Raw genomic sequence first — 24,810 nt, forward strand, 5'->3', positions numbered from 1 at the left:
CCCAGGATCACCACCCGCGCGGCCTTCACCGTGCCGGCGGCGGTCATCAGCATCGGGAAGAAGCGCTGGTAGCGGTCGGCGGCGATCATCACGGCCTTGTAGCCGGCGATGTTGGCCTGCGAGCTCAGCACGTCCATGCTCTGGGCGCGGGTGGTGCGCGGGGCGGCCTCGAGCGCAAAGGCGGTCAGGCCGGCCGCGGCCAGGCGCTGCAGGCCCGCGGCGTCGAAGGGGTTGAGCATGCCGATGAGCACCGTGGCGGGCTTCATCAGCGCGCACTCGCGGTCGTCGGGGCTGCGTACCTTGAGCACGATGTCGCAGCCGAAGGCCCCCGCGGCATCGGCGATCTCGGCACCGGCGGCCTGGTAGGCCGCGTCGGTGACGCTGGCGGCCACGCCCGCGCCCGATTGCACCCGCACCACATGGCCTTGCGCCACCAGCTTCTTCGCGGTCTCCGGGGTCACGGCGACCCGGGTCTCGCCTGGCACGGTTTCTACCGGCACGCCTATCAGCATGGGAATGTCCTTGTCCTGGCTTTGTCGGACACGGCGATGCCCAGCCTATCGGCCGTGCTCGCCTGTCGCATGGATCCCGAGGGGCTCCGGGCGGATGCAACCCGACCGCGCTCAGGCGGTGGCGCCGACCTGGTACAGCTCGACGCGCGTGCCGTCGGGGTCGGTGACGTAGATGGTCAGACCATAGGGCCCGTCGTGCAGGTCCTGCTGGAACTCCACGTCGCCTTTCCTCAATTTGTCGCGCAGCGCGCGCACGTCGTTGACCTCGAAGGCCATGTGGTCGATCTGCCGATGCGAGGGCGCACGGCCGCCGACGATCGCCACGCCCTGATGGAAGGCAGTGAAAGGCCGGCCATCGGCCAATGGCTTGGCCGGCCGGATCGTGAAGCCCAGCTGATCGACGTAGAAGGCGGTCGAACGCGCAACGTCCTGCACCATCAGCAGCATGTGGCCGTAGCCCAAGGTGCGCGGCGCCGACTGCGCATCGATCCAGCTGCCCATCTCCCTCGAATCGGAGAGCTCGCAGAAATACTGCTTCCAGACCCGCTTCGCCGTTTCTTCCCACTCTCCATTGACACCTGAGATGCAATCGTTCAATGCAACCACGTCGTAGTCGCGCAAATAGGCTTCGCGGATGCTGGTCTCGACGCAGGCATTGGTGGTGGTGCCCGCCACGAAGAGCGTGCGCGTGCCGAGCATCTTCAGCATCATCTCGAGCCGCGTCTCGTAGAAGGCGCCGAAGCGGTGCTTGCGGATCACGTAGGCCGGATTGACGGCCGCCAGCGGCTTCAGCTGATCGACGATCTCCTCGTCCCAGGTGCCGGCGACCGCCGAGACCTGCTTGCGCCGCGAGGTGTGGCCCGCGAGCTTCTTGCGCGCGCGGCTGGCGTCGACCGCGAAGTGCTCCTGCACGGTCCAGATCACCGGAATGCCGGCAGCCTGGCAGCGAGGGATGAGCTCGCCCAGCACCGGCACGATAGACGACAGGCGTTGCGTGTCGACGCCCGACATGCCGAGCGTTCCCTGGTCGTGAATGAACGCGTTCTGCAGGTCGATGACCAGCAGGGCCGAGGTTCGCGGATCGAGGTTGTCGAGCGTCATCAGTTGTCCTTCATGTCGATGCCGAGCACGCCGTTGCGTCCCCAGCTGTCCTTGGGCGTGTCGTGAATCACGACGTGCAGGTGTTCAGGCTTGCAGCCCGCATGGTCGACCATGGCCTGGGTGATGGCCTTGACCAGGTTGCGTTTCTGGTCGACCGTGCGGCCCTCCCAGAATTCGACGACGACGAATGGCATGTCGGTGCTCCTAAGGTTGAATACCGGCCCAGCGCGGGACCGTGGGCGAAAAGCCCGTGACGAAATCGTTGTGCGCGCGGTCCTCGCCGCGCACCATCCAGAGCGGCCGCGTGGCGTAGTTGACCAGCGGCTGCTCCTCCATCGCGATCCAGTTGGCCGGCGCGCGCGCGTCGCGCACGAACTTGCTGGCGCCGGGCATGTAGCGGATCACGAACAGCGGTGCATGGGGGTCCAGCACCGGCAGATTCCCCGCGATCGCTTCGAGTGGCAGACTGACGACCGGCTGGGCGGCCGTCGGCGCGACCAGCACCACGGCACCGGCCAGCGGCAGCACCGGCCAGTAGCGCCCCTCGCGCCCGGCCTCGACGAAGCGCTGGTATGCCGCGGCTTCCAGATGCAACTCAGCATCCCACAGCACGATGTCCGGGCCGATCAGCCGCTCGACGCGGTCCAGGATCCCCGGGTCTTCGCACAGATCCAGGAAGCACCAGGCATCCGTCAGCACCGATGCGTGCCCCCACGGGTTGTGGACGCCCGACAGCCGCTCCGGACGCAGCGCAGGCCGCCGGGTCGCGAGCGCACGCGCGGCCGCGTGCATGGCCTCGATGCGCTGCGCCAGGCTTCGGACCACCGGCGCCACGCTGCCCATCAGGGGTTCGCGCAATCCGGTTTCCATCGTCAGGCCGGCACGGACAGGCAGCGGCCGCGGCCGAAGTGGCTCTCGCCGACCTGGCCGTTCTCGTAGATCACCGCGCCCCGGGCCACCGTGAGCACAGGCCAGCCCTTGAGTTTCCAGCCTTCGTAGATGCAGGTGCCCTTGCCGGTGTGATGGACCGTGCGTTCCTCGTCGAGGTCGACCAGCACCAGGTCGGCGTCGAAGCCGACCTCGATGTTGCCCTTGCGCGGCCAGAGGCCGAAGCGGCGCGCCGGATGGGCCGAATTGAGCTGAACCAGACGCGACAGCGGCAGGCCTCGCTGGTGGACGCCGAAATGCAGCATCAACGGCAGCTCCCAGGGGAACGACACCACGCCCGGCAACTCGGTCCAGAGGTCCTCAAGCTTCTTCGGCAGGAAGGGCACGTGATCGGTGCCCAGGCTGTAGACCGAGCCGTTCAGGATGCCGCGCCAGAGGCCGTCCTGCTCTTCCTTGTCGCGCAGCGGCGGCGAGATCTTGGCCCGCATGTCGAGGTCGCTGTCGTACGCGGTGCGGGTCAGGTAGTGCTGGCAGGTCTCGACCGTGACGTGCACGCCGCGCGCCTGCGCCTCGGCCGCCAGCACCGGGCCCATGCCCACCGAGGTGTGGACCAGGTGCAGCGAGCAGCCCGTGCGTTCGGCCAGGAAGATCATCCGGCGAATGGTCTCGACCTCGCAGAAGGCCGGACGCGACTCGGTGTAGGCGGCAAGATCCTGCCGCCCCGTGGCCTTGATCTCGTTCTTCATCCACGAGGCGATCTGCGTGTTCTCGCAATGGACGTTGATCACACCGCCCGGAATCTTGGCAAGGATGCGCATCGCGGCATAGACCCAGCCGTCGGTCGCGGGCACGATGCCGATCGGGTTGTCGGGCTCGTAACCGAAGTAGCACTTGAAAGAGCGCACGCCGGTCTTGGCGACGATCTCGGGGATCTCGGCGATGTGCTCCTCGCGCTGGATGCCGAAGTGGAAGCCGAAGTCGATGATCGAGTTCTCTTCGCCGACGGCCTTTCGCTCCTCGTAGAACGGCAGGTACGACGGCTTGAGGTTGCGGATGTAGAGCAGCGCGGTGGTCACGCCGCCCGAGGCCGCGGCCGCCATCTCGGTGCGCATGTCCTCCGCGTACGGGTACTTGACGCCCAGGTGGCAATGCGGATCGATGACGCCCGGCATCAGCACGCGGCCGCCCGCGTCGATCTCGCGATGGCCCTTCGGCAAGGCGCTGTCGGCGCCGGTGAGGATGATCTTCCCGTCCTTGACGGCCACGCCGCCGTGGAACTCTCCGTCATGGCGCACCACGCGTGCGTTTCGAATCACCAGGTCGGCGCTCATTGTTTCTCCTTCAGGATGTTGTCGATGCGTCGTTGCACGCCGCTCCACTGGCTGCGGCCGACGGTGATGGGTGCACGGGCGCCCAGGCCGCGGGCCCAGACGAACTTCAGGCCGAGTTCCTGCGCCGCATCGCGGTCGATGCCGCCGGGCGGCGCGGCGAGGTCGACCAGCAGGGCGTGCTGGGGCAGCAGCCCGAGCAGATCGCGCCCGAGCACGCGCGCCGGCACGCTGGCGATCACGATGTCGGTGGACGGCAGCACCTGCGCCAGTTCGGTCAGTTCGTGCGACTCGGCACCGGCCGCATGGGCCGCGGCGCGCTGCACCGCATTGCGCGCGGCCACATGCACGCAAGCGCCCAGCGCCAGCAGGGTGTGGGTGACCAGCGAGCCGATGGTGCCCTGCCCGACCAGGCAGATCCGGGCCCGGTGGATCGTGATGTCGGTGTTCTCGATCAGCACCTTGAGCATGCCTTCGACGATGGCCGGCCCGCGCAGCAGCATCAGGTCCTCGTCCCATTCGTACTCGTGCAGCGCGATGCCGAGCGCCTCGCAATGGGCCTTGAGCTTGGGGTCGGCCCAGCCCAGGATGATGTGGCCGCCGCGGCGCATGCCCGCGAGCATCTCGCGGTCCGGAATGATGCGCTGGTCGCACTGCGGCGCGAACAGCGCACCGTCGGGCGCGATGCCGGGGATCGGGAACAGCGCGATGTCGGCCCCTTCCAGCGCCTCGCGCGCGTTGGCGCAATGGCGCACACCGGCGATGCGTTCCCCGGGCCAGGGGAAGCCAAAGGCGCGCACTTCGGCGCCGGTGGTCGCGGCGCAGCGTGCGATCTCCTGCTCGCGGCGGTCGCCGCCGACGATGGCGATGACGAGTTGGTTCCAGTTCATGACGGCCTCACACGTTGGATCAATTCGGATTTGGAAAGGCCGGCGATTCCCATCGCCTCGGCGCTGCGGCCGCCCTGGCGGTAGTCGATGCCGACCAGCGTCTGCGCCAGCGTGAACAAGGATTGCGCGACCGGCGTGGCGACCCCGGCGATCGCCGCGAGTTCGAGGAACGGCAGCAAGCCATGGCCGAAGTCCTCGCGGTAGTAGCGGTGCTGCAGCGAGTCGGGCCCCTTGATGCGCTTGTTGGCCTCGCCGCCCGCGATCGCGGCCCCGAAGTCCTGCGTGTCGCTGACCGACGGCTCGACCGTGCCGATCAGCTTCATCTCCTCGACCAGGTTGGGCAGCCGGTGGCCGAAGGCCGCCGCCACCGCGAGCCGCTCGTCGTCGAGCGCACGCATGGTGCGCGCCACGCCGGGCGTCATCGCCTGGACATAGAAGGTGAAGTCGCCGTGCGTGGCCTCGACCCAGGCCGCGGCCAGCACGGCGCCGGGCGGATGCAGCACCAGGTTGGCATTGGCCAGTGCCGAGGCCAGCACGTCGCCGACCGGGGCCGCGCCCGGGAACAGGCTGCAGGCCGCCTCCAACGCCGCAGCGCCGCCGGGCAGCGCCGCCGCCCGCACCTGCCTGGCACGGCCGGTCACGGTCACGCTGTCGGGCTGGTACTTGCGCGCGACGTAGGTCAGCGTCGAGAACTCGGCGATCGGCGGCAGGTCGGCGCGCACGCTGCGATAGGCGTGCGCGAAGTCGAGCGCGCCGCCGGTATGGCCCGGGTTCAGCACCACCGGCCGATCGGCCGGCCAGCCGGCGCCGGCCAGGGCCCGCGCCACCGGTGCGTGCGAAAAGGTCGGCAGCGTCACCACCGCCGCGTCGGCGCCGCGGATGGCCTCGACGAGGTCGGCGGTGATGAGCCGGGGCCGGGCAATGCCTTCGCCCAGCACGCCGGCGTAGCGCACGCCGCCCAGCGTCTGGAACGGCGCCAGCGTCTCGGCCGAACGGTTCCACAGCACGACCTCATGGCCGGCCTGCGTGAGCTCGGCCACGGCGGCGGCGCCCCCGGCGCCCGCGCCCAGTATGGATATCTTCATGTCTGCCTCGCTGTCTGCTCAATGGGCGACGAGCACGCCCTGGGCCTCGAACATCTCGCGCACCTGGCGCACGAAGTGCTGGAAGCCCGGGTTCTCGTGGATGCCGCTCCAGCGGCGCGGCCTCGGGATGTCGATCGTGAGGTCGAGGTCGACCCGGCCGGGCCGCGGCGACATCACGATCACGCGGTCGGCCAGGAACACGGCCTCGTCGATGCCATGGGTGATGAACAGCACCGTGTTGCGCAGCCGCATCCACATGGTCTGCAGATCCATGATCATCTGCTCGCGGGTCAGCGCGTCGAGCGCACCGAAGGGCTCGTCCATCAGCAGCAGGCCGGGCTCCTGGATCAGCGCGCGGCAGATCGCCACCCGCTGGCGCATGCCGCCCGACAGTTCGGACGGGAACTTGTCGGCGAAGCCCTTGAGGCCGACCTGCGCCAGCAGGTCGCGCGCGCGGTCGGCGTAGGCCTTGCGGTCCAGCCCCTTGATCTCGATCGGCAGCAGGATGTTGTCAAGGATGCTGCGCCAGTAGAGCAGCAGGTCCGACTGGAACACCACGCCAGCCTTGGGATGGGGCTTCAGCACCAGGTCGCTGTCGATGCTCAGGCGACCCGAGGACACCGGCGTCAGGCCGGCCAGCAGCGACAGCAGCGTGCTCTTGCCGCAGCCGCTCGGGCCGACGATGGCGACGAAACTGCCGGGTGCGATGTCGAGGTCGACGCGGTCGAGCGCGAGCACGTCGTCGCCCGAGCGCACCTCGTACGACTTGGAGACCCCTTCGATGGTGACGGCGGCGGCGCTGCTCATGGCGCCTCCTTGCGGCTCATGGCGTGCTTCATCATTTGGCGCTTTCACGGTGGAATGACACCTTGCTCTCGACGAGCGCAAGGACGAAATAGAGCAGCACGCCGATCAGCGAGATGGTGACGACGGTCGCGAAGTTGAGCGTGGTGTCGAACTGCGAGTTCGCCTGCAGCTGCAGGTACCCGAGGCCGCGCTCGGCGGCGATGTATTCGCCGATGATGGCGCCGATGACGGCCAGCGAGATCGCCACCTTGAGGCCGCCGAAGATGCTCGGCAGCGCGGCAGGCAGTCGCACCTTGAAGAAGGTCTGCGACTCGCTCGCGCCCATCGAGCGCACCATGTTGACCAGCGCCTTGTCGAGCGACTGCAGCCCCACCACGGTCGAGATCACGATCGGGAAGAACGAGATCAAGAACGCCAGGCTGATCTTCGGCGCCCAGCCATAGCCGAGGTACAGCACCAGCAGCGGCGCCAACGCGATCTTCGGCACCGTCTGCAGTGCGACCAGCAATGGATAGACGGCACGCTCGAAGACCTTCGAATAGAAGATCGCCAGCGCCAGCGGGATGCCCACGATGACGCCCGACAGGAAGCCGCCGAGCACCTCGAGCAGCGTGATGTAGGAATGGGTGGCGAGCAGGTTGAAGTCGGTCACCATCCGCTTGGCGATGGCCAGCGGCGTCGGCAGCACGAACTCCGACAGGCCGGCCAACGGCACTGCGAACTGCCAGATCAGGAGGATCGCTACTGCCAGCAGCAGCGACGCATAGCGCTCGAGCGGGTTGACGCGCGGCGGCTTCTTCTTCACGGTGCGAACGGCGGGCATGGCGACGATCCGGGGATGCTTGAGTTCAGTCATGGTGTCCTCGCCTCACTGCGCCAGCAGGTCGTTGGTGAAGAAGGTCTCGACCGGCTTCGGCGTGCCGATGGCTTCGTCGGTCTTCAGCAGCTCGAGCGCCTGGGCGATGGTCTTCGGGTCGGTCCAGCCGGTCGGCTTGCCGGGCTGCTGCTCGACGGCCTCCATCGTGGCCCGCACCTGCGCCTCGATCACGTCGGCCGAAGGCCCGCCCTGCCATGCCTTGGCGATCGCGGCGGCTGCCGCCTTCGGGTCCTTGCGCGTGGCATCGATGCCTTCGTTGACCGCTGCCAGGTAGCGTTTCAGCACGTCGGGCCTCCTGGCGATCACGGCATTGCTCGACACCGCGGCCAGGCCCGGGATCGCCAGGCCGTTCTGCGCCAGGTCGAGCACCGGGAACCGGGTGCCGACCCGCGCCTCGATCATCGGGAGGTCGTTGTTCTTGTAGACGCTGACCACGTCGACCTGCTTCTGCAGGAACTGCGGCACGCGCGACTGGGCATCCATCTGCACCTTCTTGACCTTGCCGCAGTCGAGCTGGTTGACGGCGCAGAAGACCGTCAGGTAGGAGGTGCCGGTCTCGCCCACCGAGTGGGCCACGGTCTTGCCCTCGAGGTCCTTCGGCTTCAGCACCGGCTTGTCGGGCTGTGAGATCAGCACCACCGGCGTCTTCGGCTGATAGAGCGCGATGATCTTGACGGGCATGCCCTTCTGGATCGCCGACACCGCGAAGATCGCGGGCATGACGACCACGTCTTCCTGGCCCTGCAGCAGGGCGCCGAGCGCGGCCGGCGCGCCGGCGCCCTCGCCCATCTTCACGGCCAGGTCCTTCGCCGCGTACAGCCCCTTGTCCTGCGCCAGATAGAGATGGGCGTATTCGCCCTTCAGTTTCCAGCTGAAACGAACGTTGACGTCGTCCGCGGCCCAAGCCGTCGAAGTCGAGGCAAGGGCCACGGCCAGCGCAGCCGTCCGCAGCCTGGAGGTCATCGAACTACCCGAATGATGGAATCGCATGAATTACCTGCCATATCGTTGAGTGGTGGACTGGACACAGACAGCGCTTGCGGCCGCGGCTCGGCGGGCTTAGGGTGGATCACTGCGTTTGCGTCGCGTCGCAGTCATCGCCCTTCTTGCCTATTGATCACAGAGTGTGATCACGCCTATAATCAGCGACAACCGGGTTAACCCGAACTTCTCGAAAAGTACCAAACACAGGGAAAACAGCCATGCAAAAGACGATCGAACGCCAACCGCCCGAGGTCACCGAAGAACCCGCAAAGCGCACGCGCGGCAGCGTCCCCGAGGAAGTCTTTCAGCGCCTGCGGCGCGGGCTGATGGTGGGTGCCTTCGTGCCGGGCCAGGTGATGAGCCTGCGCAAGCTGGCGACCAGCTTCGGCACCAGCCCGATGCCGATCCGCGAGGCGCTCACGCGGCTGGTGGTGATCAACGCGCTCGAGGACACCTCGAGCGGATCGGTCCGCGTGCCGCACCTGACGACCAAAAAACTCAACGAGCTGTTCGCGGTGCGAGAACTGATCGAGGGACTGGCGGCGGAGATGGCCTGCCGCAATTGCACGCCGGCGCTGCTGGCCAACCTGAGCGCCATCAATGGCGAGCTGCTCGAGGCCATCGCCCGGCGCAACCTGATCGGTTGCCTCTCGTCGAACCAGCGCTTTCACTTCACGCTGTACGAGGCCGCCGGGACCGAAGTGTTCATGCCGCTGATCGAGTCTCTGTGGTTGCAGTTCGGGCCGACCATGTACCTGTCGCTGCTGTCGCCCGACATGCCCTGGGATGCCTCCGCGCACGTCGAGATCCTCGAAGGCCTGCAGGCGAAGAAGCCCGCGATCGCCAGGCGCGGCGTGCTGCGCGACATCCGCAACACGGCGCAGTCGCTCGCGCCGGCGCTCGGCGCCCAGCAGGCCGCCGATCTGCTGAGCGCGCCGCTCGACGATCTCTATTTCGGCAACTGAGACATTCCCCAACCAAGAAAGACCCGAAGCCCATGACGCAACAAGGACACGACGCTCGCCTCGAACAACTCGGCATCCAGCTGCCCCAGGCGGTCGCACCCGCGGCGAACTACGTGCCAGCGCGCAGGAGCGGCTCCTTCGTCTACATCGCCGGCCAGGTTCCGACCGCGGACGGCCGCGACCAGTACGTCGGCAAGGTCGGCAAGGAGGTCTCGATCGAAGACGCGCAGAAGGCGGCGCGGCTGTGCGGGATCAACATCCTGGCCCAGCTGCGCACCGCCCTGGGCGGCAGCCTCGACGGCGTGGTCGGCTGCGTGCGCCTCGGCGGCTTCGTCAATGCCACGCCCGAGTTCGGCGAACACCCGAAGGTGATCAACGGCGCCTCCGACCTGATGGTCGAGGTGTTCGGCGATGCCGGCCGGCATGCACGCGCCGCGGTCGGCTGCAACTCGCTGCCGCGCAACGTCGCGGTCGAGGTGGACGCCATCTTCGAGGTCGCCTGACGATGAGCCGCCCCGAGCTCAAGGCCGACGGCCGCGTGCCGATCCACGTGCTGACCGGCTTCCTCGGCAGCGGCAAGACCACCCTGCTGCGCCACCTGCTGGCCGACGCGCATCTGGCCGACACCGCGGTGGTCATCAATGAATTCGGCGAGGTCGGGCTGGACCACCTGCTGGTGCGCGAAGTCGCCGAGGACGTGGTGCTGCTGAGTTCGGGCTGCCTGTGCTGCTCGGTGCGCGACGACCTGGTGTCGACGCTGGCCGAGCTCCATGCGCTGATGCGGGCCGGCGAGATCCCGGCCTTCGCCCGCGTCGTCGTCGAGACCACGGGGCTGGCCGACCCGGCGCCGATCATGCAGGCCATCCTGAGCGAACAGAGCCTGGTGCCCTGGTTCCGGCTCGGCCAGGTGATCACCACGGTGGATGCGGTCAATGGCGAGCAGACCCTGGGCCGCCATCGCGAAGCCAGGCAGCAGCTGGCCAGCGCCGACCGGCTGATCCTGACCAAGGCCGATCTGGTCGACGAATCCGGATGCGCCGCGCTGATCGACAAGCTCGGCGCGATGAATCCCTCGGCCAACCTGCGGGTGTCGCGCCAGCCGCAATTACCCGCTGCCGAGCTACTCGAGGAAGCCGACGCGCCGTGGGGACGTCCGATACCGGTGCCACTCGCGCCGCTCGCCGACGACCGGCAAGGGCCCGCGATTCCCCATGCGCACGGACACGACGAGGCGATCAAGACCTTCACGGTGCAACTTCAGCAGCCGGTCGAATGGAGCGCCTTCGTCGAGTGGCTGGAGCTGCTTCTGGCAAGCCGCGGCGACTCGATCCTGCGCGTGAAGGGGCTGCTGGCGGTCAGCGACGACGAGCGTCCGGTGGTCGTGCAGGGGGTGCAGCATGTGTTCTATCCGATCGAGCGCCTGCCGGCGTGGCCGGACGCATCGGCGCGGCCCGGCTGGATCGTCTTCATCGCGCGCGACCTGGCGCAGCGGGCGATCGAGAACTCGCTGCGCAGCGTCTACGAACGAAGCCTGGCCTGAGCGGCCGCGATCGGGCCGAAAGAGCCCGCGCTCCACCACGCGATCGCGTGAGCCAGCACGACGCATGAAACCGGCGCAGCGCAATGCCAGGGATACCGCGGAACCGGCTTTGCCGGGCCGCTGGTATCGCCCCCCTTGAGGGGGCTGAGGTCCGCGGCTCCAAGCCTGCCTGCGCAGGCTTGGACGGAACCGAAGAGTCGCTGCCTCTGGCAGCGACTCGGGGCGGCGCAGGCGCTTCGGCGGGTGTTTCCTAATTCCCGTTGTCGTACAGGGTGGTGGTGGTCTCGACGTTCTCGTCGTGCAGGCCCGCGCGCTCGACCGCCGCGGCTGCCAGTTCCCTGGCCTTGCGGCGCAGCGCGGGCTCGTCCACGCCGTGCACCTTGCCTTCGCTGTAGAGCGTCCTGCCGTCGACCCAGGTCTGCGAGATCGACGCCGTCGAGGCCGAGAAGACCAGCGCCTGCAGCGGATCGTGGAACGGCGTCCATTCGATATGGTCGAGGTCGAACAGGATGAAGTCGGCCTTCTTGCCGATCTCGAGCGAGCCGATGTCGTGGTCCCACATCGCCGCCTTGGCGCCGTCGATGGTGGCCGCCCTGAGCGCCTGCCGCGCGGTGAAGATGTCGGGTTTCATGCGCGCGTCCTTGAACATCCCGGCAACGATCAGCATCTGCCGCATCAGGTTCATGTTGCCCGCCGCCGACACGCCGTCGGTGCCGAGCCCGACCGTCACGCCCGCCGCCACCATCTCGGGATACTTGCCGATCGCGGTCGCGCCCTTGCCTAGCTTGAACGACGAGCAAGGGCAGAACGCCACCTTGGCCCCGCGGCGGGCCAGCAGCGCCACCTCGTCGTCGCTCACCGCGGCGCCGTGCGCGATCACCAGGTTGGCGCCGATGCCGCCCGCGCGGTCGATCCGCGTGATCGGCCAGCAGCCGTACTTTTCCTCGCAGACCTTCGCCTCCTCGATCGAGGTCGCCAGGTGGTAGGTGGTGCCGACGCCAAGGCGCTCGGCGAGCTTCTGCGCGCCGACGTGCAGCTCCAGTGTGCACGGCTCCTTGCCCTCGATGTTGACCCAGCAGCGCACCCGGCCGTCGAGGGCGCCGTCGTACTTGCGCACGCAGGCCTCGAGTTCCGCGAGCGCGGCTTCCGCGCTCGGGAAGAAGTGATGGCGCGCCATCTCCTCGGTCCAGCCGCGCGGCAGCTCCGGTGGCGGGTTGTCCGCCGCGTGGCGGCCGGTCACGCCGCGGATGCCGGTCTTCTCCATGGCCCTGACGGTGATGCCGGGGTCGTACTGCGAGCCCATGTCGATGAAGCAGGTCGTGCCGTTGCGCAGCATCTCGGTGATGCCGAGCAATGCGCCCCAGTACTCGTCTTCCTCGGTGATGTGGGCATAGAAAGGCTTGGCCCAGTGGAAGACCCAGGCCCGGGTATTGAGGTTGTCGGGGAACACCGCGCGCGACAGCGTCTCCGACAGATGCACGTGGCTGTCGACGAACCCCGGGCAGATGCCGAGCATGCGGCCGTCCAGCACGCGGTCGAAGGTCTCGCCGCGATGCCGCGCCGCGAGCTCGGCGGCCGGTCCGATGTCGGCGATACGGTCGTCGACGACCAGGATGCTGGCGTCGCGCACCACCGCGTCGTTGGCATCGACGAGGAACGCGAATTCAAGGTGCTCGATGAGCGTACGCATGGCAGATGTCTTTCGGAATATTGGAGGGTGGCGTCGATACTCAGCCCTTGACGACCAGCAAGCGGTCGGTGTCGGCGTAGTCCGAGAGCAGCTCGCAGCCGTCGGCCGTGACCAGCAGCATGTCCTTGTTCTGCATGCCGAAGCCGTGGCCCGTTTCATAGCACAACGGCTCGAAGCCGAGCACCATGCCCGCCTCGATCAGGGCGTCGCCGCCCGGCCGGCCCAGCACCGGCGTCTTGCCGAGATAGGGGTCTTCGTGCAGGTGCAGTCCGATGCCGTGGCCGACGAAGGAGATCGGCGGCAGGTCCAGCTCGGCCAGCTTGGCGATGAAGGCGTCGTAGATGGCGCGGCAGCTGGCACCGGGTTTGACCATCTCCATGATGCGGTACTTGCAGTCGACCAGGTGCTGCCAGATGGCCTCGGCCTTGGGGGGGGCCTCGTGCACGACCGCGGTGCGGCAGACGCCGGCCTGGTAGCCGTCGATCACCGAGAAGATCTCGACCCTGCAGACGTCGCGCGGCATGAGCCTGCGCTCGCTCGGTCCCACGTTGGGCAGCACGCTGCGCTCGCCGGTGGCGATGATCATCAGCTTGAAGTGCTCGGCGCCCAGCGCGTAGACGTTGCGCGTCAAGTGGCCGGCGATGTCCATCTCCGAGTCGCCCGCCTTGACCGAGGCCAGTGCGTCCGTGATGGCCTGGTCGGCGATGCGCGAGAGCCGGCGCAGCAACGCGATCTCGTCGGGCGTCTTGATCTGGCGCAGCCGCGCGAGGATCTGCTCGCAATGCTCGAAGCGGGCCTCGGGCAGCGCCTTCTGCAGGCGCGCGAAGTCGCCCGCCGGCAGGTAGTCCATCTCGATGCCGATGCGGCCCTGGCCCAGGCCGAGCTGGCGCAGCTGGTCGGCCAGCACCACCATCGCGTCGTCGGTGAACTCGGCCCAGATGCGGGTCGGCACATCGGGGGCGCGGCGCTTGACCGTGCTGGCCTCCATGTCGACCGAGAACAGCTCGGTGCGCCCGTCGGCCGTGACGACGGCCATCGCATGGCGATGCCGGATCAGCGGTTGCGACGGCACGACGAAGCCGGTCGCATAGGCGTAGTTTTCAGGGGAACACGACACCATGGCGTCGAGCTTGTGTTCGGCGATCGCCCTGACCTGGCGCTCGATGATTGCTTTGCGCATGCTTGGAACCTTCCGTGGATGGATGTTGACTGCGGAGTGCGACGCTCAGTCGTGCACCGTGTACTTCTCGATCTTGGCGAGATCGACGTCGATGCCCATGCCGGGCGCAGTCGGCACCTCGATGCCGCCGTCGACCAGCTTCATGGGGGCGGTGATCAGGTCGTCCCGGTAGTAGATGCCGCCGACCTGGCCGTTCTGCCATTCGGCCGGGGTCGAGACTGGCACCACGCAGGACAAGGTGGCCGCGGGTGCGGCGGCGGCCAGGTGGATGTTGGCCAGGTTGCCGACGCCGGTCTCGACCGAGCCGTTGACGTTGCAGATGATGCCGGCCGCGCGACACACCGCCGCGACCTCCATCGCCTTGTAGAGCCCGCCGGGCTTGGTGCTGTAGATCGAGACGATCTGCGCCGCCCGCCGCTCGCTGATCTGGATCACATCGTGGGCGTTCCAGGCCGACTCGTCGGCCATCACCGGCTGATCGATGGCGCGCGCGACTTCGGCGATGCGCTCGATACCCATCACCGGCTGCTCCACGTACTTGAGCCGGTACGGCTCCATCGCGCGCACCGTGGTGATGGCCTCGCCCGGCGTGCGATAGCCCTCATTGGCGTCGACGCACAGTTCCACCTCGTCGCCCACGGCGGCCCGGATGGTGCGGACCATGTCGATGTCGCGCCGGGGGTCGACGCCGATCTTGATCTTGATCGTCTTGATGCCTTCGGCCGCAACCTGCGCGACTTCCTTCTCCGCCTCGGCGATCGGGATCAGTCCGATCGAGTGGGTCACCATGATGCGCGAACGCACCTTGCCGCCCAGCAGCATGTGCACCGGCAGCCCCAGCCAGCGGCCGGTGACGTCGTAGGCGGCGAACTCGACCGCCGCCTTGGCATACGGATAGCCGCGGATCACGGCATCCATGCGGGCATGCATCTCGGCGAAGTTGCCGAGCTCGACGCCGATCAAGGACGGCGCGAGGTACTTCTCGATCACCGCCCTGGCGATCGAGGTGGACTCGCCGAAGTAGCGGCCGAACTCGCCGCCCCAGTCCTTCAGCGCCGGCGCTTCGCCCCAGCCCACGCGGCCGTCGCTGTCGACGACACGCGTCAGAAGGTAGCGGCCGATGGATTCGGTCAGGCCGGTCCATTTGTGTTCTCGCCGGGTGGGCAGCTGGACCAGCAGCGTGTCCATGGACTGGATCGTCGGCATCGAAGGATCTCCTTGCTCGTTGAAATTGGATCTCTGCAGGCCTTCTGCAGAGAATTGCAATGTGATCACATCTTGTGATCAAATAATGTGATTGTCAAGCGGGGGAACCTGATGCGCGCGACGCGTCAAGATCCATCGCATCGCGTCACTGCCACGAGGAGCAACGAACATGGTTGTCGAGATCACCAACTACTACGCCCGACCCGGGCAGGTCGAGGCGGTGCTCGCGCAGCGCAGGCACGCGAGCGAGGTGCGCGTGCGGCTCGGCCTTCAGGCGGGCCGGATCTTCAGGAAGCTGGAGGGCCCAGGCCCGGATGTGCGTTGGGAATGCGTGTTCGAGACGCGCGCCGCCTACGAGGCGGACATGGCCTGCCGCGCGGCATCCACCGCGTTTGCTACGACCCGCGCCACGATGCACACGCTGCTAGACAGGTTCGAGCGAAATCTCCACGAGGAGGTTGAGTAGTTCGCACGCTCTTTTCCCTTGCGTACGTGCAAATGGAGCGCGCCGTTTACCAGGAGGGCGCTGCGCAGGCCGCGGAGCCGCCATGCGGGGAATCGCTGGGCAAAGGAAGTGGTGCCAGTGTCGGGTGGTGGGGGCAAGTCCTTGATTTGCTTGGGATTGCTGTTCGCTTTCGACGGGCGTACCGTGCGCACCCCACCAAATCGAAAGCTCTCCTGGTTGCTATCCAGCGCACGCTCCTTCGAGCGCGTGCTCGCGGCTTGCCCGGAGGCTCCCCGCAAGATCGTCACCGACCGACTGCGTAGCTATCCGGCCGCGCAAGCCGAGATCCCACGGCTTGCGAACGTGCGGCACGTGTTCGTGAAGGCCTGCGCCCGCGTGAACAACCGCGCCGAAGACAGCCATCAGACCCCCCGTGAGCGCGAGCGGGGCATGCGTGGCTTTCGCAGGCCTGAGCGCACCGAGGCTTTTCTCGACTTTCCGTCCCATCCGCCAGCACTTTGCGCTCTAGCGTCACCTGTTGCGCCCATCGCTCTATCGCAAGCAACTGACTGCGCGCTTCGACGCCTGGCGCCTTTTTCACGGCCCTCACCCAGAATCCGTCTGCCGCCTTCTGAATCGCAACGCCGCCTGCCGATGTTGCGACCACTCACCGTCAATGTGACAACGCCATGCATACCGAATGCTGGATGACGGGAGCCGGATGAGTCGAGAGGCTCACGTCCGGTTCTGCGAAGGGCTTGGGGGTGCAACTCCCCCGGCCTACTCACCCCCAACATGTGTACCGCAGAGGATGGCTCTCTTCGATGCCGCAGTGACAGATTGCGAAACACGGGCTCTAGGCCGTAGATGACGGAGGAGGACCCTCGGCGCACAAGGTCGATCCTCAATCACGTTCATCGCCACCTTTAGCCACATCGCCGGCTTGGAAGAAACCCGCCTCCTTGAGGTTGCGCAGCGCAATATCCAGGATCCTCGCCGTCGTCTCGCTGCGGTGATGCGCCAGGTACGAGAAGTAGTAGGGCACGTGCGGCACGGCTGGCTTGGCGCGCAAGACCCGCAGGGATTTTTCGGCGACGTGGCGGCGCGTGATCGATGCGGGCAGCATAGCGATCGCGTGGCCCGAGGCGACCAGCGCCACCATGAGCGACAGCGAATTGCAGCTGCTGTACTCTTCAAAGGCATAGCCGTCGGAGGCCAGCCAGCGCGACGCCGATTCATGCAGCGTCGACGGCGGCGCATTGCAGACGATGCGATGGTTCAGCGCATGGGCCGGCACGAAGTCTTCGTCGGCCACCATCAGGTCGTGCACCGCCACCCACTGGTGCTGGGTCAGTCCGATGAACTGGCTGGTCACGTCGGGCTGGCTGCTTTGCCCGGTGTGCAGCGCGATGTCGAGCTCGTGGTTGTTGATCTTCTGCAGCAGCTGGGCGCCGCCGCCCACCGTCAGGTCGACACGAAGCGCCGGGTAGCCGTCCTTGATGTCCTTGAGGATCTGCGGCATGCCGATGGTGGCGCAGGACTCGTCCACCCCCATGCGCACCAGGCCGGTGATGGTGCGCCGCAGGTCGAGCCGCGCCATCTCCTGCGCCGACGCCAGCACGCGCTCGGCGTACACCAGCACGTTGCGCCCCAGCTCCGTCACCTGCAGGCGCTGGTTCTGGCGCTCGAAGAGCTGGACACCCAGCTCTTCCTCCAGGTCGCGGATGCGGTGCGAGATCGCGGGCTGGGTCAGGTGCAGGTGCCGGGCCGCCGCATGCACCGTGCCCAGGCGCGCGGTCCACACGAAGGCCTGCAACTGGTGCAGGGTGAACCGGGTTGATAAGGAACCTGTATTAACCATCTTGAGAATTGATCAGTATCCGTGGCGCGGGCCTCTACTTACGATGGCCATCATTCGACAACGACGATATCCCAAATGACTGGCATCCAACTCGGAGAGTTGCCGCCGCCCTGCGCGCCGCAGCTGCTGTCCCTGCTGAAGGAGGCCGAACCGGCCACCATCGGCCATTTTCACGAAAGCGGCTTCCTGCATGGCCGCATCCGGGCCATGGCGGCCGTGGCGCGCAGCGCCGGCACCGCCGTCACCGTGCGCTGCGAAGGCGCCGACGGATCCATCCTGCATCACGCGCTGGGACGGCTCCGTGCCGGCGACTTCCTGTTCGTCGACCGCGCAGGCGACGAGACGATCGCCTGCATCGGCGGCGCCAGCGTGCTGGCCGCGCGGCTGCGCGGTGTCGCGGGCGTGGTGGTCGACGGCTGCATCACCGACATCGAGGAGCTGCGCGAGCTCGGCGTGCCGGTGTGGGCGCGCGGCCTGAGCGCCCGCACCACCCGCTCCGGCGGACGCACGGGCAGCTTCTGCCTGCCGGTGGACTGCGGCGGCGTGCGCGTACATCCCGGAGACGCCGTGCTGGCCGATGAAAACGGCATCCTGGTGATGGCGCCCGACGCGGCGCGGGCCCTGGCCGACCGCGCGATCAGCTTGCAGCAGGCCGAGCAGCAGACGCTGGCACGGCTGCGCGCAGGCGAGACCTACCCCCAGATCCTGGGCACCCAACTTTTTCTTCAGAAAGCAGCCACATGACGAACCCCGACCCGACCACCCGACCGCCTGCCTTCGCTGCCATCGCGCAGCTCGCGCGCGACTTGCGAAGCGGCGCCACGACCTCGGTCGCGCTCACGCGCGAGTGCCTGCGCCGCATCGCGGCGCACGACGGTCACTTCAAGAGCTTCCTGGCGGTCTACGAGGAGGAGGCCCTGGCTGCGGCGGCCCTGGCCGACCAGGAGCTTCGCGCCGGCCGCGACCGCGGCCCGCTGCACGGCATCCCGGTGGCGCTGAAGGACCTCGTGAACATCGAGGGCAAGCCGACGACAGCCGGCTCGCCACTGCTCGCGGACAACATCGCCCGGCAGGACGCGGATATCGTCCGGCGCATCGTCGACGCCGGCGGTGTCATCGTCGGCAAGACCCATATGGTGCAGCTCGCGCTGGGCGCCTGGGGCACCAATTCGCACATGGACACACCGCGCAATCCGGCCGGCCGCGCCACCGACACCCTGGCGCCCGGCGGCTCCAGCAGCGGCTCTGCGGTGGCCGTGGCGGCCCACCTGGTGCCGTGGGCGATCGGCTCCGACACCGGCGGCTCGGTTCGCGTGCCCGCTGCGTTCTGCGGCATCGTGGGCTTCAAGCCGACCATCGATGCGCTGCCGCGCGGCGGCGTCTACCCGCTCAGCGACAGCCTGGACAGCCTGGGCCTGCTCGCGTCGTCGGTGCAGGATGCCCGGCTGTGCTTCGAGGCGCTTGTCGGCGCGCCCGCTGCGAGCCCCGACGCCCGCCGGCGGATCGGCGTCCTCGAAGCGGATGAACTCGCGCCCCTCGCGCCGGCGGTCGCGCGAAGCCACGCGCAGAGCCTGCAACGGCTCGAAGAGGCGGGCCTCAGCCTGGTGCCGTTCCGCTTCCCGGCGCCGCTGGCGGCGTTCAAGGAACCCACCAACGCCATCATGATCGCCGAGGGCGCCTGGGTGAACGACCGCCTCCTCGACGACCCCGACGCGCCGATGGACCCGTCGGTGCGGCCCCGGCTCATCGCCGCGCGGGCGACCACCGCGGTGCAATACCTGCAGGCCCAGGCCACCGCGGCGCGCTGGCAGTTGGCCTTCGCCGACGAGATGGACCACCTCGGGTTGTCCGCCATCGCCATGCCCACCACGGCCATGACCGCACCGCGACTCGAGGATATCGACCACGACCTGGCGCCGGTCCACTTCACCCGCCCGATCAACTTGCTCGCGCTGTGCGGCATCGCGCTGCCCGCGGATCAGGACGGTGACGAGCGGCCCATCGGGCTGCAACTGGTCGGGCGTGCGGGCGACGACCACGCACTGCTGGACATCGCGTCCCGCGTCAGCGCCGCGCTGCATCCGTCTCGCGCCCCGTCGCCGGAGCACTGCCGTGCTTAGCAAGCTGCTCGCCGTGCTGCTGGCGGCCGTCGTCCAGTGCGCAGTCGCCCAGGACTACCCGGTCAAGCCGGTGCGCCTGATCGTTCCGTTTCCGCCGGGCGGCAGCGTGGATCTGGTCGCGCGCCTGGTCGGCAAGAGCCTGCAGGACGCCCTGCAACAGCCCTTCGTGGTCGACAACAAGCCGGGCGCCTCCGGCAACGTCGGTGCGGCCTATGTCGCCAAGGCGCCGCCGGACGGCTATACGCTGCTCGTCGGCAGCGCCGGTGTCTTCGCCGCCAACCAGTTCCTGTATGCCAGTCCGCCCTTCGATCCGCTGCGGGCCTTCGCGCCCATCATGCGGATCGTCGATCAGCCCAACATCCTGGTCGTGGGCCCCCAGTCGCCGGCCCACAGCGTCAAGGAACTGATCGCGATGGCCAAGGCGCGTCCGGGAAAGTTGAGCTTCGGCAGCGCCAGCGTCGGTTCCGCCCAGCACTTCTCCACCGAGATATTCATGCAGCAGGCAGGAGTCGATCTGCTGCATGTTCCGTACAAGGGCGGCGCCCCGGCTCTTGTGGATCTGATGGGCGGGCAGATCGACATGCTGTTCGACACCTCGCCGACTGCCCTGCCTTACGCCCGAAGCGGCAAGCTGCGCGCGCTGGCCATCACCAGCAGCCAGCGCTCGCCGCTGCTTCCGGACGTCCCCACGATGAAGGAGGCGGGGTTGCCCGCGTTCGAAGTCGTCACCTGGACCGGCATCGCCGCGCCGGCCGGCACGCCCCGTGCCGTGATCGACCGGATCAACACGGCGATCAAGAACGCATTGCGCGGCGAGTTGCGAAGGCAACTCGAGGAGACCTCGCTCATTCCAGTCGGGGACTCGCCCGATGCCTTCGGCGAGTTCATCCGCAAGGATGCGGACAACTACGCACGCCTCGTGAAGGCCGCAAAGATCACGCCGCAATGACTGCGTTGATTGCCGTGCGCGACGCCTCGACTTGATAGATTCTCGTCATGCTGCGTGATGCGAATTTCTCGCTATCTCGCAATGGGGCAAGTCCATACGATGAGTCTTCGTTCTTTTGACTGGATGCATATGAAGATCTCATTGACTCGTGTGGTGTGTGCCCTCTCGCTGGTGATGACCGGCCTTGCGTCCGCGGCGGACTACCCCGACAAGCCCATCCGCCTCGTGGTTCCGTACCCGCCCGGCGGCGCATCCGATACGGTGGCGCGGCTGATCGGGCAACAGCTTTCACAGCGGCTCAGGCAGCCGGTGCTGGTGGACAACAAGCCGGGCGCCACCGAACAGATCGGGGCCAGCTTCGTCGCCAAGGCCAGACCGGACGGCTACACCCTCCTGCTGGCCTCCACCGCGGGACTTTCGGTCAATCCCACCCTTTACAAGGGACGGCTCGCATACGACCCCGAAAAGGATCTCGCGCCGATCGTGATGGCCGTGACCCTTCCCAGCGTCGTGATGGTCCATCCTTCGCTGCCGGTCAATTCGATCGACGAACTCACGGCGTTTGCGCGCTCTTCGCCCACACCGGTCAACTACGCTTCCAGCGGCGCCGGCAACCCCAGCCACCTGGGCATGGAGCTGTACAAGCGCGTGGCGTCGGTCGACATGACGCATGTGCCCTACAAGGGTGGCGCGCCCGCGCTTCAGGACCTGATGTCGGGCCAGGTGGCGGTGATGATGGCCATCGGTCCGGAGTCGATGCCGATGGCCAAGGCCGGAAAGCTGAAGGCGATCGCGGTCACCACCGCGAAGAGCTCGCCCGCCTACCCCGGCCTGCCGCCCGTCTCGCAGACCAGGGGCTTCGCCAATTTCGAACTGCTGCACTGGTTTGCGCTGCTGGCACCCGCGCACACCCCCGATCCCGTCATCGCGCTGCTGAACAAGAACGTGAACGACATCCTGCAGGAGCCGGACGTGAAGAAGAAGTTGATTGACATGGGCATGGAACTCGAAGGCGGCTCGCCCAGGAAACTGGCCGAGACCATCACGCGGGACCGCCTCAAGTGGGAGAAGGTCATCGCCGAATCGAACATCCGGATCGACTGATCCGCGCTGCCAACCCACATCATCCGAAAGAGAAACCAAATGGTCTTCGCTGGAAAAGGAATCCTGATCTCATCGATGGAAGTGCTGCCCGAGGAAGAGGCCGACTTCAATGAGTGGTTCGACCGTGAACATCTGGCCGAGCGGGTGGCGATCCCGGGCTTCATCGAGGCGAGACGGTACGAATCCGTCGGCGCGCCGACCCGCTACCTGCAGATCTACAGCACCACGGAGTTCGATGTGCTCGACGGCGCAGCTTACCGTGCGGCCCTGGCGAACCAGACCGAATGGTCCAAGCACCACATCTCTCGATTCATCGAGCCGACCCGCGTCGTGGGGCGCCTAGTGCGCAGCGAAGGGGTCGCGCGAGGTATTGCGCTTGCGCTCGTGCGGCTGCGGCCGTCGGGGGATCCGACCATGATGCCGGCGCTCGAGGGCATCCTGGACGTGCTGGACAAGCCAGGCACGGCGTCCGTCCACTTCGTCGAGGCCGATGCGAATCTCTCCAGGCCCGTGACGGCGGATGCCAGCTACGTGGGCGGCCAGGACTGCTACGTGATTATCGAGTGCACCAGCGAGGCCGCCGTCCAGCGCGTCATTGCCCACCTGGAAGTGCCGGCGCAGAAGTACGGTGAACTGATCGACGCGCGCGTGTATCGCTATCGCATGGACATCAGTGCATCGGCACTGCGGTGAGCGCTCAGCGCGGGCAGCGTCAGCGCCTCTGCCTCGACTCGTTTTCGGTGCACAGAGTGATGGTGCGCAGCGCCAGGCCGGTCCCGCCATAGAAGGGGTTATTCGACAGGAATGGATCGAGGCTTCCCAACTCGCCGTTGACACGCACGGCTTCACCGACTTCGAGTTGGGCCTGTTTCGACTGGAGGCTTCGCGGCAGAGGGAGGCCTCGATGAGATCCGCACGCCCTGTCCTCAGTAAATTGACGGCTTGAGCGCGAAGGCGCAGCCGGCACAAAAAGCAGGCTTGTGAGCGTTGGTCCAACCAGTTTTGTCATCACTTCCAAAAGCTTCGCAAACCAGTGCTGGGTTGTCGTTCCCCCCTCAAACGTAGTGCGGTGCTGACCGATTGAGCCGCTCGCTCAATGCGCCGCGGCGCTCGGCCGGTAAGGCGTGTCGCTACTCAGCAGTGCCTGGATCACCCGCGCATTCTTGTTGGCCAGCGCCACGGCCGCGCGGTTGTAGCCGCGTCGCGCCCTCAGGTCCTGCAACCATCGAGTCTGCACATCGGTCTTACCGACTGCGTAGCGCAGCACCGACCGCGCGCCGTGGACCAGCAGGGTTCGAAGGTACTTGTCGCCCCGTTTGCTGATGCCCCTGAGCTGCGACTTGCCCCCGGACGAATGCTGACGCGGCACCAACCCCATCGAGATCCTGCTGGCGCCGCGCGTTGGACCGGGCGCCAGGCGGAGTGTCGCGACGGGCCGCCGGCATCGAGGCTCCACTCTCAGTGAGCGGGTTGCCGAAGCGCCTCTACCAGCGCCAGCGGACCATCTTTACCAAGGGTACGCCCTGTTTGTTATGGCTGTGTGACCCCGACGTTCAGCACCTCGCTGATCGCGGGGCTTTTCATGTCCGCCTGGCCGCCTCGACTTCCAGCGTCCAAATCGTCGCTCCGATGCTCAGCAGCACCTCGAGATCGGTTTGGTAGCTTTCGCTCGCCTTGTCCAAGCGGTCGATAAAGGCCGCGATGTACGAAATCGCCTCCGTCGCAGGCAACGCACCCCCTACCCTGGCCATCTCGACCACGGCAAGCATGACGTCGGTTCGGTTCACTGCGCGACTGTGCGCTTGAACGCCAAGGGAGGCAAGGAGGGCCGCTTCCATCCCAGGCATTCGGTGACATTCTCCCGGTCTACGGATGAAGCGATGAAGAGGCTCTTCCCGCTGCTGGATGTCACACGGCAAAATTTAGAGATGACCGATCTAGGCAACCTCTGCGACGACGAGTTGTTTAAACGAGCTCTAGAACACCGCTCACGGGCGATACATGGCGATGGCCAAGCGCGAGCAGCCGCCCTGGCCTGCGAAGAAGAGGCTCGCCGCCGTTTTCGCATGGCGACGACGATGGCCGCCTCGCTTGAGGACTTCCCTCCAAGCAAAGGGCCTTGGTGGAGGTTCTGGTGATCGGATTCCGCCTGAAAGCAACGGACGGCTACAGTTCCGAAAAGCCCGAATCGCCGATGTGGTTGCGGGACGTCCAGTCGTCAATGAAGTCGCGGGCTTTGGTGCGCAGGGCGAGTTTTGCGGCGGTCTCATCGAGGCGCGAAGTGGACAATACCAAGCGACATTTGTGCTGTCCTTTCCAGTGCAGATCCGCATGTCCTGAAAACGCCTCTCCGGCACTTGTGACCTCCACGCGTACTTCCCATTCTCGATAGTCAAAATCAGCGCGACCATCGGCGAGCATTGAATCTTCCTATCTGTTCTACGGAGGGAACTGCGGCCAATTTAAGCTTAGACGCAAAAGCGAAAAGTGATAGGGGAACTATCGGGGTAGACCTGCTGCAGCGCGGCGTCAGGTTTTGTTCAGGTTGACCACGCCGAGCGCTCGACCAAAGGCGGGCCTCGAGCACCAGCTGCCGCCCGCGATCGATGAAGCCCTGGTCGAGGCCGGCTTCAAGGGCAAGCTCGGGGCGCCGGCCCTGAACACACTGATGCACCGGATCTCGGTGCTCTCGATGGCGCATCACTTGTCCAAGCAGTCCAATCCGTGTTCCGATGCCGCGGTCAAGGCGCTGCTCAGCAAAACAAGAAAGCCTACGCGAAGCGCAACGCCCTGCCCCACAAGCAGCGTGCGCTGACCAAGGAGCCGCTGGAGGCGGTGCTGGAGACCTGCGACGACTCGCTCAAGGGAAAGCGCGACCGCGCCCTCCTCCTCTTTGCCTGGGCGTCGGGCGGGCGTCGGCGCTCGGAGGTCTCAGAAGCTGTCTTCGAGAACCTGCATCGCGGTGATGAGGGCGCCCATCTGTAGACGCTGGCGAGCTCGAAGACGAACACAGCGGGAAGATTCGCCCGGAAGGTGCGTGCCTGGCTCGCGCAGAGACCTCGTTGGCACATGCACTTCGTGCCGACCTACTCAAGCTGGCTCAATCAGGTCGAGCGATTCTTCGCGATCATCACCGACAAGGCCATCCGCCGTGGCTCGTTCAGAAGCGTCAAGGAACTGACGAACAAGATCAACACGTTCGTCAGCCAATACAACGAGACCTGCAAGCCCTTCACCTGGACGGCGACAGCCGATTCAATTCTCGAAAAGCTCACCCG

The 24,810-nt window shown here is 66.9% G+C and carries 26 protein-coding genes and 4 pseudogenes; 13 read left to right on the forward strand and 17 right to left on the reverse strand.

Annotated elements, in window-relative coordinates:
- The 10 genes from AC1DYD_RS38425 to AC1DYD_RS38470 all read right to left on the reverse strand — a co-directional run.
- Positions 1-512, reverse strand: a 512-nt coding sequence (locus AC1DYD_RS38425) for a Rossmann-fold NAD(P)-binding domain-containing protein (RefSeq protein ID WP_478177979.1), incomplete at its 3' end; no start/stop codon positions are given.
- 111 nt (positions 513-623) lie between these two features.
- Positions 624-1,613, reverse strand: coding sequence for an isochorismatase family protein (locus AC1DYD_RS38430; protein WP_478177980.1), 990 nt, complete (start codon positions 1,611-1,613; stop codon positions 624-626).
- Entirely contained in the window at positions 1,613-1,807 is a 195-nt protein-coding gene (locus tag AC1DYD_RS38435) for a 2-hydroxymuconate tautomerase (protein ID WP_478177981.1), read from the reverse strand. Before AC1DYD_RS38435 ends, AC1DYD_RS38430 begins: the two co-directional genes overlap by 1 nt.
- 10 nt (positions 1,808-1,817) lie before the next feature.
- Positions 1,818-2,471 carry a hypothetical protein gene (locus AC1DYD_RS38440; RefSeq protein WP_478177982.1) on the reverse strand — a complete coding sequence of 218 codons (654 nt, stop codon included), beginning with the start codon at positions 2,469-2,471 and terminating at the stop codon, positions 1,818-1,820.
- 14 nt (positions 2,472-2,485) lie between these two features.
- Entirely contained in the window at positions 2,486-3,832 is a 1,347-nt protein-coding gene (locus AC1DYD_RS38445) for a dihydroorotase (protein ID WP_478177983.1), read from the reverse strand.
- Positions 3,829-4,719, reverse strand: coding sequence for a dipicolinate synthase subunit DpsA (locus tag AC1DYD_RS38450; protein WP_478177984.1), 891 nt, complete (start codon positions 4,717-4,719; stop codon positions 3,829-3,831). The genes AC1DYD_RS38445 and AC1DYD_RS38450 overlap by 4 nt, the downstream gene beginning before the upstream one ends.
- The gene (locus tag AC1DYD_RS38455) at positions 4,716-5,804 is read right to left on the reverse strand and encodes an NAD/NADP octopine/nopaline dehydrogenase family protein (RefSeq protein ID WP_478177985.1); all 1,089 of its coding nucleotides are present in this window, start codon (positions 5,802-5,804) and stop codon (positions 4,716-4,718) included. Before AC1DYD_RS38455 ends, AC1DYD_RS38450 begins: the two co-directional genes overlap by 4 nt.
- Positions 5,805-5,822: 18 nt before the next feature.
- Positions 5,823-6,611 (reverse strand): ABC transporter ATP-binding protein, encoded by a 789-nt coding sequence (locus AC1DYD_RS38460; RefSeq protein ID WP_478177986.1) that lies wholly within the window; start codon positions 6,609-6,611, stop codon positions 5,823-5,825.
- A 31-nt stretch (positions 6,612-6,642) separates the two neighbouring features.
- Positions 6,643-7,467: an ABC transporter permease gene (locus tag AC1DYD_RS38465; RefSeq protein WP_478177987.1), complete on the reverse strand. Its 825-nt coding sequence runs from the start codon at positions 7,465-7,467 to the stop codon at positions 6,643-6,645.
- A 12-nt stretch (positions 7,468-7,479) separates the two neighbouring features.
- Positions 7,480-8,451 carry an ABC transporter substrate-binding protein gene (locus AC1DYD_RS38470; protein WP_478177988.1) on the reverse strand — a complete coding sequence of 324 codons (972 nt, stop codon included), beginning with the start codon at positions 8,449-8,451 and terminating at the stop codon, positions 7,480-7,482.
- 239 nt (positions 8,452-8,690) lie between these two features.
- Here AC1DYD_RS38470 and AC1DYD_RS38475 point away from each other — a divergent pair, with 239 nt between their 5' ends.
- From AC1DYD_RS38475 to AC1DYD_RS38485, 3 genes are read left to right on the forward strand one after another with little or no spacing between them, the layout of a single operon-like run.
- Complete coding sequence (locus AC1DYD_RS38475) at positions 8,691-9,437, forward strand: GntR family transcriptional regulator (RefSeq protein WP_478177989.1); 747 nt, start codon at positions 8,691-8,693, stop codon at positions 9,435-9,437.
- Positions 9,438-9,469: 32 nt separating this feature from the next.
- The gene (locus tag AC1DYD_RS38480; RefSeq protein WP_478177990.1) at positions 9,470-9,940 is read left to right on the forward strand and encodes a RidA family protein; all 471 of its coding nucleotides are present in this window, start codon (positions 9,470-9,472) and stop codon (positions 9,938-9,940) included.
- Between the two features lie 2 nt (positions 9,941-9,942).
- Positions 9,943-10,977: a CobW family GTP-binding protein gene (locus tag AC1DYD_RS38485; protein WP_478177991.1), complete on the forward strand. Its 1,035-nt coding sequence runs from the start codon at positions 9,943-9,945 to the stop codon at positions 10,975-10,977.
- 250 nt (positions 10,978-11,227) lie between these two features.
- Here AC1DYD_RS38485 and AC1DYD_RS38490 read toward each other — a convergent pair whose 3' ends face one another.
- The 3 genes from AC1DYD_RS38490 to AC1DYD_RS38500 are packed head-to-tail and all read right to left on the reverse strand — an operon-like array spanning position 11,228 to position 15,053.
- A complete protein-coding gene (locus tag AC1DYD_RS38490) occupies positions 11,228-12,667 on the reverse strand; it encodes an amidohydrolase family protein (RefSeq protein WP_478177992.1) in 1,440 nt (479 codons plus the stop codon).
- 40 nt (positions 12,668-12,707) lie between these two features.
- Positions 12,708-13,847 (reverse strand): M24 family metallopeptidase, encoded by a 1,140-nt coding sequence (locus AC1DYD_RS38495; RefSeq protein WP_478177993.1) that lies wholly within the window; start codon positions 13,845-13,847, stop codon positions 12,708-12,710.
- Between the two features lie 45 nt (positions 13,848-13,892).
- Positions 13,893-15,053 (reverse strand): mandelate racemase/muconate lactonizing enzyme family protein, encoded by a 1,161-nt coding sequence (locus AC1DYD_RS38500; protein ID WP_478177994.1) that lies wholly within the window; start codon positions 15,051-15,053, stop codon positions 13,893-13,895.
- 169 nt (positions 15,054-15,222) lie between these two features.
- Here AC1DYD_RS38500 and AC1DYD_RS38505 point away from each other — a divergent pair, with 169 nt between their 5' ends.
- Entirely contained in the window at positions 15,223-15,519 is a 297-nt protein-coding gene (locus tag AC1DYD_RS38505; protein WP_478177995.1) for a hypothetical protein, read from the forward strand.
- Positions 15,520-15,750: 231 nt separating this feature from the next.
- Positions 15,751-16,133 (forward strand): annotated as a pseudogene (locus AC1DYD_RS38510) (DDE-type integrase/transposase/recombinase); the annotation flags it as partial.
- A gap of 269 nt (positions 16,134-16,402) precedes the next feature.
- Here the strand turns inward: AC1DYD_RS38510 and AC1DYD_RS38515 are convergent.
- Positions 16,403-17,359, reverse strand: a complete 957-nt coding sequence (locus tag AC1DYD_RS38515) for a LysR family transcriptional regulator (protein WP_478177996.1) — start codon at positions 17,357-17,359, stop codon at positions 16,403-16,405.
- 75 nt (positions 17,360-17,434) lie between these two features.
- Between AC1DYD_RS38515 and AC1DYD_RS38520 the strand changes: the two genes are divergently transcribed.
- The 5 genes from AC1DYD_RS38520 to AC1DYD_RS38540 all read left to right on the forward strand — a co-directional run bounded on the left by AC1DYD_RS38520 (position 17,435) and on the right by AC1DYD_RS38540 (position 22,225).
- Complete coding sequence (locus AC1DYD_RS38520) at positions 17,435-18,103, forward strand: RraA family protein (RefSeq protein WP_478177997.1); 669 nt, start codon at positions 17,435-17,437, stop codon at positions 18,101-18,103.
- Positions 18,100-19,479 carry an amidase gene (locus AC1DYD_RS38525; protein WP_478177998.1) on the forward strand — a complete coding sequence of 460 codons (1,380 nt, stop codon included), beginning with the start codon at positions 18,100-18,102 and terminating at the stop codon, positions 19,477-19,479. Before AC1DYD_RS38520 ends, AC1DYD_RS38525 begins: the two co-directional genes overlap by 4 nt.
- Positions 19,472-20,428, forward strand: coding sequence for a Bug family tripartite tricarboxylate transporter substrate binding protein (locus tag AC1DYD_RS38530; RefSeq protein WP_478177999.1), 957 nt, complete (start codon positions 19,472-19,474; stop codon positions 20,426-20,428). The genes AC1DYD_RS38525 and AC1DYD_RS38530 overlap by 8 nt, the downstream gene beginning before the upstream one ends.
- Positions 20,429-20,557: 129 nt before the next feature.
- Positions 20,558-21,532 carry a Bug family tripartite tricarboxylate transporter substrate binding protein gene (locus AC1DYD_RS38535; RefSeq protein ID WP_478178000.1) on the forward strand — a complete coding sequence of 325 codons (975 nt, stop codon included), beginning with the start codon at positions 20,558-20,560 and terminating at the stop codon, positions 21,530-21,532.
- Between the two features lie 39 nt (positions 21,533-21,571).
- Positions 21,572-22,225, forward strand: a complete 654-nt coding sequence (locus AC1DYD_RS38540; RefSeq protein ID WP_478178001.1) for a hypothetical protein — start codon at positions 21,572-21,574, stop codon at positions 22,223-22,225.
- Between the two features lie 400 nt (positions 22,226-22,625).
- On the opposite strand, the pseudogene AC1DYD_RS38545 reads toward AC1DYD_RS38540, so the two are convergent.
- A pseudogene (locus tag AC1DYD_RS38545) lies at positions 22,626-22,910 on the reverse strand (transposase); the annotation flags it as partial.
- A 202-nt stretch (positions 22,911-23,112) separates the two neighbouring features.
- A complete protein-coding gene (locus AC1DYD_RS38550; RefSeq protein WP_478178002.1) occupies positions 23,113-23,301 on the reverse strand; it encodes a hypothetical protein in 189 nt (62 codons plus the stop codon).
- A 111-nt stretch (positions 23,302-23,412) separates the two neighbouring features.
- Here AC1DYD_RS38550 and AC1DYD_RS38555 point away from each other — a divergent pair, with 111 nt between their 5' ends.
- Positions 23,413-23,670 carry a hypothetical protein gene (locus AC1DYD_RS38555; protein WP_478178003.1) on the forward strand — a complete coding sequence of 86 codons (258 nt, stop codon included), beginning with the start codon at positions 23,413-23,415 and terminating at the stop codon, positions 23,668-23,670.
- A gap of 28 nt (positions 23,671-23,698) precedes the next feature.
- Here the strand turns inward: AC1DYD_RS38555 and AC1DYD_RS38560 are convergent, their stop codons facing one another.
- Complete coding sequence (locus AC1DYD_RS38560) at positions 23,699-23,953, reverse strand: hypothetical protein (RefSeq protein ID WP_478178004.1); 255 nt, start codon at positions 23,951-23,953, stop codon at positions 23,699-23,701.
- Positions 23,954-24,076: 123 nt separating this feature from the next.
- Here AC1DYD_RS38560 and AC1DYD_RS38565 point away from each other — a divergent pair.
- Together AC1DYD_RS38565 and AC1DYD_RS38570 are read left to right on the forward strand one after the other, a co-directional pair.
- Positions 24,077-24,514, forward strand: a pseudogene (locus AC1DYD_RS38565) (integrase); the annotation flags it as partial.
- 48 nt (positions 24,515-24,562) lie between these two features.
- A pseudogene (locus AC1DYD_RS38570) lies at positions 24,563-24,810 on the forward strand (transposase); the annotation flags it as partial.

Source organism: Variovorax sp. P4_B11 (assembly GCF_056402355.1).